The following is a 6,407-nucleotide window of genomic DNA, read 5'->3' as shown; positions in this document are numbered from 1 at the left end:
CCGCCGCCTACCTGCATGTCCGCCGCGCGCGGACTTTACCCCCGGACACCGGTGCTGTACCCCCCGGGCTGACGACGCGACCGAGGGGAACGGACCGCACCACCCCACAAACCGCAGCCGCTGAGACTAGATCGGCCACCCTAGGGAACCGCGCTAGTTTCCCTGAGGTTGCCGAGGCCCGCCGGAGGCCCGGCCCTTCATCACAGCCCTTGACCTTGACCTTAGCTTGGGGTCTTGCTGTTGATCTTACCCTTGCCCGGACTTGCTGGAGTTGAAGAGGCCTGAGGTGGGGCGGGGTTGTGAACGCGGGAACCGGCAGCCGACAAACAGACTCGCCGACCCGAACCCCGAACCGGCACAACTATGACCGAAGGCCGTAAAAAGCCTTGAAACCCACAACCAAACCGCAACCCGGCCCGCAGAGCCAGCCACCAACAGATCCCGCCCAGCGACCGGCGCGTCGTGAACCACCAGGCAAAGGTTGCCTGACAAGGCACTGACGCGGAGACCGGATCTGACTGCGCAGCGCGAACGGCGCCGACTTCCGCCAGCGAAGATCAAGCCCCTGCGATCGGGAAGAGTTCGGCGAGCGATCCCCGGGCTTCGGCTGGCGAAGCAGCAGCTCAACTCGGCGAATCCACCCTCTGTGATCAGCCGAGCCGCAAAGCCCCAGCTTCAGTCTTAGCCCCAGCTTCAGCCTCAGTCTTAGCCCCAACCCCAACCCCAACCGCCGCAGCCTGAGCCGACCCCGAACTCGTCACCGGCCCAGCCCCGAAATCCGCCGCCCCCGGGTCCTCCACCTTCGCCACCGCCCGGCTCACCACCTGCTGCGTCAGGTCCGGGTCGCCGTCGCCGAAGCCGGTGTCGGCGACGTACAGCAGGGTGCTGCCGACCCGGGTCAGTACCAGGTCCACCTGGGCCGGGAGGTCGTCTATGTCGGCGGTGATGCGGATTGCGGCGCTGGCGTCGCCGGTGGGTGGGAAGGGGAGTTGCGCTACCAGGAAGTCGTAGGTGCTGCCGTCTTTGTCGGTCTCGGTGAGTTTGGTGCAGCTGCGCATCGCTTCGGTGACGGTGGCCAGGAGTCGCTGGGCTGCTTCGGGGGTGGCGAAGCCGGCCAGGCCGGTGGCGATGTTGGGGCCGAACTGGGAGCGGGTGAAGGAGGTGTTGGCGGTGACCAGGGCACCGGAGGGGTGGCCTTCGGTGTTCATCAGGTCCGTCATCGGGCGGCAGGCTGGGTCGGCGGACGACATGGTGCCGTTGGCGTCGTCGGTGCCGTCGTCGGTGATGAAGCCCGGTGGCATGTCGGCCAGGGTCAGCAGGCGGGCGTGCAGGTCCGCCGCGGTGGGCCGGGCCGGGGGCGCCGCCGGGTGCGAGGCGGCGGGCTTGGCCGCGCTCTTGCCGGCGCCGCAGCCGGCCGCGGTGCCCAGGGCCAGCAGCGCCGCGGCGGCGAGGGCGGCCGTTCGGTCACGAGCCATGGTTCGTCGTCCGCCGGGGTCGGGGCCGGTGGGTGGCTTGGTGCGCGGGGCCCTGTCGGTCACTGGGTCTGTCGTCACTCTTCCGGAGCAGTGGTCACCACGATGCCCTCGGGGGTCAGGGCGACCGTGTGCTCCCAGTGTGCGGCGTGGGACCCGTCCTTGGCCACGACCGTCCAGTCGTCGGCCAGCACCCGGGTCTTGTTCTTGCCCAGGGTCAGCATCGGCTCGATGGCGATCGCCATGCCGGTGGTCAGGACCGTGCGCTCGCCGCGGACCGGGTAGTTGAACACCATCGGCGCCATGTGCATGGCCGAGCCGATGCCGTGGCCGCCGTAGTCGCGGACGATGCCGTAGCGGCGGGGCTGCGAGCGGGTGTAGCCGTCGATCGCGGTGGAGACGTCGTTGAGGGCGACGCCCTCCTTGACCGCGTTGATGCCGGCCCACATCGCCTGCTCGGTGACCCGGGACAGCTCGGTGAGCTCCGGGGCCACCTCGCCGACCGGGACGGTGATCGCCGCGTCCGCGTGCCAGCCCCGGGTGTTCCAGCGGCCGGTCGCGGCCTGGGCCGGGTCGGCCGGGATGATCGCGCCGCAGTCGATGGAGATCAGGTCGCCCTCGCGCAGCGTGCGCGAGCCGGGGATGCCGTGCACGACCTCCTCGTTGACCGAGGCGCAGATCGAGCCGGGGAAGTCGCCGTAGCCCAGGAAGGACGGCGCGGCGCCCTGGGAGCGGATGGACTCCTCGGCGATCCGGTCCAGCTCACCGGTGGTGATGCCCGGCCGGACCGCCGAGCGCAGCAGCGCCAGCGTGCGGGAGACGACCAGACCGGCCTGCTTCATAGCCTGGAACTGCTCGGCGGTCTTCAGCTCGATGATGCCGTCGTCGTCACCGTGGGCGTGCATGTGTGGGATTTCCTTCGGGACTGCGGGAGGGTACGGCCGGGCTGTCGTGCCTCAGCCGCGGGCGGCGTCGACCGCCGCGAACGCGCGCTCGGTGATGACGTCGACCTCGCCGGTGGCGTTGATCGTGGTCAGCACGCCCTGCTCGCGGTAGTAGTCGATGATCGGGGCGGTCTCGGCGGCGTAGACCTCCAGGCGGGTGCGCACCACGTCCTCGGCGTCGTCCGAGCGCTGGTAGAGCTCACCACCGCAGATGTCGCACTTGTCGCCGGCCTTGGACGGGCTGTAGTCGACGTGGAAGATGTGCCCGGAGTCGTTGCGGCACAGCCGGCGGCCGGAGATCCGCTTGATCACCTCGTCGTTGTCCACCTCCAGGTCCAGCACGACGTCCAGGTAGGCCTTGCCGGCCGAGGGCGAGACGCCGTTGTCGGCCAGGATCTTGTCCAGCTCCTCGGCCTGCGCGACGTTGCGCGGGAAGCCGTCGAGCAGGAAACCGCCCGCCGCGTCCGCCTGGCCGAGCCGGTCGCGGACGATGTCTATGGTGAGCTCGTCCGGCACCAACTGGCCGGCGTCCAGGTACTCCTTGGCCTTCACGCCCAGCGGGGTGCCCTGCGAGATGTTCGCCCGGAAGATGTCACCGGTACTGATCTTCGGTACGCCCAGGTGCGAGGCGATGAACGAGGCCTGCGTGCCCTTGCCCGCACCCGGCGGTCCGACGAGAACGATACGCACTAGATGAGGAACCCTTCGGCGTCAGTGGGACGGACGGCCGAGTGCCGCCCGCTTCGGGTGAGGCGCGTCGACGCCGTCGTCATCACCGCCGTCACCGCAGGAAGCCTTCGTAGTTGTGCTGCTGGAGCTGGGACTCGATCTGCTTCACGGTCTCCAGGCCCACACCCACCATGATCAGGATCGTGGTGCCGCCGAACGGGAACTTACCGCTGGCGTGCAGCTCGGCCAGCGCGATCATCGGGATGATCGCGATGATCGACAGGTACAGGGCACCGGGCCAGGTGACCCGGGTGGAGACGTACTGCAGGTACTCGGCGGTGGGCTTGCCGGCCCGGATACCCGGGATGAAGCCGCCGTACTTCTTCATGTTGTCCGCGATCTCGTCCGGGACGAAGGTGATCGAGACGTAGAAGAAGGCGAAGCCGAGGATCAGCAGGAAGTACGCGATGGAGTAGGTCAGCGAGTAACCGTTGGTGCTCATCCCGAACTCCTTGTTCACCCAGTGCGCCCACCCCTTCTGGGCGTTCGGGTTCGTGAAGTTCGCGATCATCAGCGGCAGCTGGAGCAGCGAGGAGGCGAAGATGACCGGGATGACGCCGGCCTGGTTCACCTTCATCGGGATGTAGGTCGAGGACCCGCCGTACATCCGCCTGCCGACCATGCGCTTGGCGTACTGCACCGGGATCCGGCGCTGGCCCTGTTCGACGAAGACCACCGCGCCGACCATGACCATGCCCATCAGCAGCACGCCGAAGAACACCGGCCAGCCGTTCATGGTGGTGCTGGCCTGCTTGATGGACCACAGCGAGGACGGGAAGTTCGCGGTGATCGAGGTGAAGATCAGCAGCGACATGCCGTTGCCGATGCCGCGGTCGGTGATCAGCTCGCCGAGCCACATGATCAGCGTGGTGGCCGCGGTCAGGGTGATCACCATGACGCCCATGCCGGCCCAGTTGACCTTGGTGAAGATCACGTTCGAGCCGGAACACCCCGGGCCGAGCAGCGCGCTCGGGTTGTTCTTCATCAGGGTGAGCATCGTGGTCGACTGCAGGACCGCCAGCCCGATGGTCAGGTACCGGGTGTACTGCGTGATCTTCGTCTGGCCGGCCTGGCCCTCCTTCTTGAGGGCTTCCAGGCGCGGGATCACGACGGTCAGCAGCTGCAGGATGATCGACGCGGTGATGTAGGGCATGATGCCCAGCGCGAAGATCGACAGCTGCAGCAACGCGCCGCCGGAGAACAGGTTGATCAGGCCCAGCGCGCCGTTGCTCTGGCCGTTGGCCTTGCTGATGCCCACACACTGGCTCAGGGTGTGTGTGTCCACGCCCGGCGCGGGGATATGGGCGCCCAGCCGGAACAGGGCCATGATGGCCAGCGTGAAGAGCAGCTTCTTGCGCAGGTCGGGCGTACGAAACGCCCGAGCGAATGCGGTGAGCATGGTCCTCCTGCGCCTTGACGCGACAGATTGTCAAAGGGTCCTGATGACCGCGGTCCTGCCGGCTCCACGCTGGTACGCGGGGCTGGCGAGGGCACGCGGGGTCGGGTCGGGGTGATGGCCGACCTGCGCCATCTTACGCATAGCAGGAGCGCGATGGCGAGCGTCGGGTGGGGGGCTTGGGCGGTCGGTGGCTGACAGGTGACCGGGGGTGGAGGCGGCGAACCCTCACAGCCGGCTGATCCGGCCTTGCCACCGGGCACACGCAGGACGTCTTCGGCGCCCACGGCCCAGGTCCGGGCCGGGAAGACCGAAACCGTGCCGGTGTACCCGGCACAGGCGCACTACGCTGCGCGATCCCCTTTGTGTGCTTGAACATCGCCCGACCGATCGTGCGATCGGCTGGCAACGCGACGCTCGGCCTCACCTATCTATATAGACGCGCCACACATCGACATGGACACGCCACACGCGACAGGCGCGGGCCACACGCGTGATGGGCGCCGCCCGAACCTTCCGGCCCGGACAGCGCCCATCACGTTTAGTACTGCTCTGCTCAGATCTCCTCGGCGGAGCCGCCGGCGGCAGCCAGCTTCTCCTTCGCGGAGGCGGAGAAGGCGTGAACCTTCACCTGCAGGGCGACCGAGATCTCGCCGGTCCCGAGTACCTTGACCAGTTCGTTGTCGCGGACCGCGCCCTTGGCGATCAGGTCCTCGACGGTGACCTCGCCGCCGGCCGGGTACAGCGCCGACAGCTTGTCCAGGTTCACGACCTGGAACGTCACCTTGAACGGGTTCTTGAAGCCCCGGGCCTTCGGCAGCCGCATGTGCAGCGGCATCTGGCCGCCCTCGAAGCGGGCCGAGACCTGGTAGCGGGCCTTGGTGCCCTTGGTACCGCGGCCGGCGGTCTTGCCCTTGGACCCCTCACCGCGACCCACGCGGGTCTTCGGCGTCTTGGCGCCCGGGGCCGGGCGGAGGTGGTGGACCTTCAGTGTCATGTCAGTCGACCTCCTCGACCTTGACCAGGTGGCGAACGGTGTGGACCATGCCGCGGAACTGCGGCAGGTCTTCCTTCACCACGGTGTCGTTGATCCGCTTCAGACCGAGCGACCGGAGGGTGTCCCGGTGGTTCTGCTTGGTCCCGATCTTCGAGCGGGTCTGCGTGATCTTCAAACGGGCCATGTCTCTCAGCTCCCCACACCGGCGCGGGCGCGCAGGAGGGCGGCCGGGGCCACGTCCTCCAGCGGCAGCCCGCGGCGCGCGGCGACTTCCTCGGGGCGCACCAGGCCCTTCAGAGCCGCCACGGTCGCGTGGACGATGTTGATCGGGTTGTCCGAGCCGAGCGACTTGCTCAGCACGTCGTGGACGCCCGCGCACTCCAGCACGGCGCGCACCGGACCGCCGGCGATGACGCCGGTACCGGGGGCGGCCGGCTTCAGGAGAACGACGCCGGCGGCGCGCTCGCCCTGAATCGGGTGCGGGATGGTGCCCTGGATGCGGGGGACCTTGAAGAAGTTCTTCTTGGCCTCCTCGACACCCTTGGCGATCGCGTCGCGGACTTCCTTCGCCTTGCCGTAGCCGACGCCCACGGTGCCATCGCCGTCGCCGACGATCACCAGGGCGGTGAAGCTGAAGCGGCGGCCACCGCGCACGACCTTGGCCACCCGGTTGATGGTGACGACGCGCTCGATGTGCGCCGACTTCTCAACCGGCGCCTGGTCGCCGCGACGGTCCCGGCGCTCGCGGCGGTTGTTGCCGCCCTCGCCGCCGCCGCCCTGGTTGTTCTGACCACCGAAGCCGCCTCCGCGGCGCTGCGGACCAGCCATCAGAGGCTCCTTCCGTTCGTTGAATACCCGTTGTCTGCCTT

At 68.4% G+C, this 6,407-nt stretch carries 7 protein-coding genes; all 7 read right to left on the bottom strand.

The features are described from left to right. Positions 1-650: 650 nt before the first annotated feature. The 7 genes from KGQ19_RS19850 to rpsE all read right to left on the bottom strand — a co-directional run bounded on the left by KGQ19_RS19850 (position 651) and on the right by rpsE (position 6,366). Positions 651-1,475: a sensor domain-containing protein gene (locus KGQ19_RS19850; protein WP_212010685.1), complete on the bottom strand. Its 825-nt coding sequence runs from the start codon at positions 1,473-1,475 to the stop codon at positions 651-653. Positions 1,476-1,549: 74 nt separating this feature from the next. Further along, a complete protein-coding gene (map, locus tag KGQ19_RS19845) occupies positions 1,550-2,377 on the bottom strand; it encodes a type I methionyl aminopeptidase (RefSeq protein WP_212010684.1) in 828 nt (275 codons plus the stop codon). A 51-nt stretch (positions 2,378-2,428) separates the two neighbouring features. Further along, on the bottom strand, positions 2,429-3,106 hold the full coding sequence (locus tag KGQ19_RS19840) for an adenylate kinase (protein ID WP_212010683.1): 678 nt from the start codon (positions 3,104-3,106) through the stop codon (positions 2,429-2,431). Between the two features lie 91 nt (positions 3,107-3,197). After that, positions 3,198-4,544 (bottom strand): preprotein translocase subunit SecY, encoded by a 1,347-nt coding sequence (gene secY, locus KGQ19_RS19835; RefSeq protein ID WP_194896201.1) that lies wholly within the window; start codon positions 4,542-4,544, stop codon positions 3,198-3,200. Between the two features lie 553 nt (positions 4,545-5,097). Then, positions 5,098-5,538 carry a 50S ribosomal protein L15 gene (rplO, locus tag KGQ19_RS19830; RefSeq protein WP_212010682.1) on the bottom strand — a complete coding sequence of 147 codons (441 nt, stop codon included), beginning with the start codon at positions 5,536-5,538 and terminating at the stop codon, positions 5,098-5,100. A 1-nt stretch (position 5,539) separates the two neighbouring features. Beyond that, entirely contained in the window at positions 5,540-5,722 is a 183-nt protein-coding gene (gene rpmD, locus KGQ19_RS19825) for a 50S ribosomal protein L30 (protein ID WP_012785176.1), read from the bottom strand. A 5-nt stretch (positions 5,723-5,727) separates the two neighbouring features. Further along, positions 5,728-6,366 carry a 30S ribosomal protein S5 gene (rpsE, locus tag KGQ19_RS19820; RefSeq protein ID WP_230418973.1) on the bottom strand — a complete coding sequence of 213 codons (639 nt, stop codon included), beginning with the start codon at positions 6,364-6,366 and terminating at the stop codon, positions 5,728-5,730. Positions 6,367-6,407: the final 41 nt, after the last annotated feature.

The sequence above is a fragment of the Catenulispora pinistramenti genome, from assembly GCF_018274385.1.
Lineage (GTDB): Bacteria > Actinomycetota > Actinomycetes > Streptomycetales > Catenulisporaceae > Catenulispora > Catenulispora pinistramenti.
This window is presented reverse-complemented; position numbering and strand designations above follow the sequence as displayed.

Coding starts and splice junctions, on each gene's coding strand:
- KGQ19_RS19850 (WP_212010685.1), bottom strand. CDS start 1,475: ATGGCTCGTGACCGAACGGCCGCCCTCGCCGCCGCGGCGCTGCTGGCC.
- secY (WP_194896201.1), bottom strand. CDS start 4,544: ATGCTCACCGCATTCGCTCGGGCGTTTCGTACGCCCGACCTGCGCAAG.
- rplO (WP_212010682.1), bottom strand. CDS start 5,538: ATGACACTGAAGGTCCACCACCTCCGCCCGGCCCCGGGCGCCAAGACG.
- map (WP_212010684.1), bottom strand. CDS start 2,377: ATGCACGCCCACGGTGACGACGACGGCATCATCGAGCTGAAGACCGCC.
- rpmD (WP_012785176.1), bottom strand. CDS start 5,722: ATGGCCCGTTTGAAGATCACGCAGACCCGCTCGAAGATCGGGACCAAG.
- rpsE (WP_230418973.1), bottom strand. CDS start 6,366: ATGGCTGGTCCGCAGCGCCGCGGAGGCGGCTTCGGTGGTCAGAACAAC.